Annotated in this window: 1 protein-coding gene; it reads right to left on the reverse strand. The window is 41.7% G+C overall.

Annotated elements, in window-relative coordinates; genetic code table 11:
• Positions 1-19 precede the first annotated feature (19 nt).
• On the reverse strand, positions 20-1,213 hold the full coding sequence (locus ACVBIL_RS20555; RefSeq protein WP_447168789.1) for an IS4 family transposase: 1,194 nt from the start codon (positions 1,211-1,213) through the stop codon (positions 20-22).
• Between the last annotated feature and the right edge of the window lie 119 nt (positions 1,214-1,332).

The following is a 1,332-nucleotide window of genomic DNA, read 5'->3' on the forward strand; positions in this document are numbered from 1 at the left end:
CTGAGGGATCCCCACGAATTTAATAGCATGCTTGTGGATCCTGAACTAAGCCTTGCAGTGTCTTAATGGCCGTTCGCCAATGCGACTTCAGCAGCCTCAACTTCCTGTCTTTGTATGCTCTCAAGCCTATAAACTGGTTTGAGAGCACGTTGCGGTGCTTTATTGAGTTCGCTTGATATTGCCTGTGTTTACCTGCAGCTTTGACGGCTAAACCTAACAGATAAAGCACAAATTGAGATAGGCAGGCAATGAGTAACAATACACTTAGCCTGCTCGAGTTCCGAGTACCACTATCATTCATTTTTAGCCCTGTTTTAACATCTCTAAAGCTTTCTTCTATCTGCATCCTTGTCGCATAAATCTTAACGACTCTTTTAGCCGTAGCACTTGAGTTACAAAGTGATGTAGCTAGTAACCAAGGCTCTTTTTCTCGCTCTGCATTTGCACGAGACCGCTTACTTCGCCTGGCTTTATCACCTGTTGCAGTTCTATCTTTTCGTCCTTTAGGCTCGCGTTTGAAGATAACTAAACGAGAGCAGAAAGAAGTCTGTTCACCTAAAAAGTATACGCCGATATTTTTGGCTATAGAGCTTGCTTGAGCGTAAAGTTTTTTGACAGGATACCAATGATGAACCGCGCTTTTTCTGCAGTGAGTTCTATTTCTAAAACGCCCCACGTAATCCCAATTAAGTGACAAGATTTGCTTAAACCAAGGGATGCGAAAACCAGCATCAGTTACGATGATAGGCTTGCAATCATTGTGCAGCATAGCCTTTAATTTTGTCATAAATAATAGGTGCGTTTTTGGCTTCTCTTTCTTATTAAGTGGATGTATCTCTTCGTAGAGTGTTAAAGACCGCCCCTGGGCTGCAAGGGATGCTCGGATGAGAAAGTGTTGCTTTCGGTCATCAAGATCTGACCAATCGATATGAATAATTGGCTGCTTCATTGTCCCGACTAACAGGTAAGCCATACGGGTATAAATGAACTCGATATCACGATGTAAATTGGCGTTACTACAAAGCCTGTCTACACGTTTAATCTTATGTTTTTCCAAGGCATTACTATCAACTCCGCGACCAAGTCCAGTGATTGATAGGGAACCGCCATTCATAGAGCTTTCGATTGCAGAAAACAAACTCTGTCGTCGAGTTTTGTGCATTAATGGGGTGACAAGAGAAAGGCATTTTGATAAAACTTGCTTTGCATTCATGGCATTTACTCGTGGTAATTTTTGTTTGGCGATAAATTTGATCACCAAATGCCATGAATGTTCCTCATATTTTTGCCTATCTCATTATTTCTGTTTATCTTTTTGTGGGGATTCGTCAG

It is taken from the genome of Shewanella sp. 125m-7 (assembly GCF_052977045.1).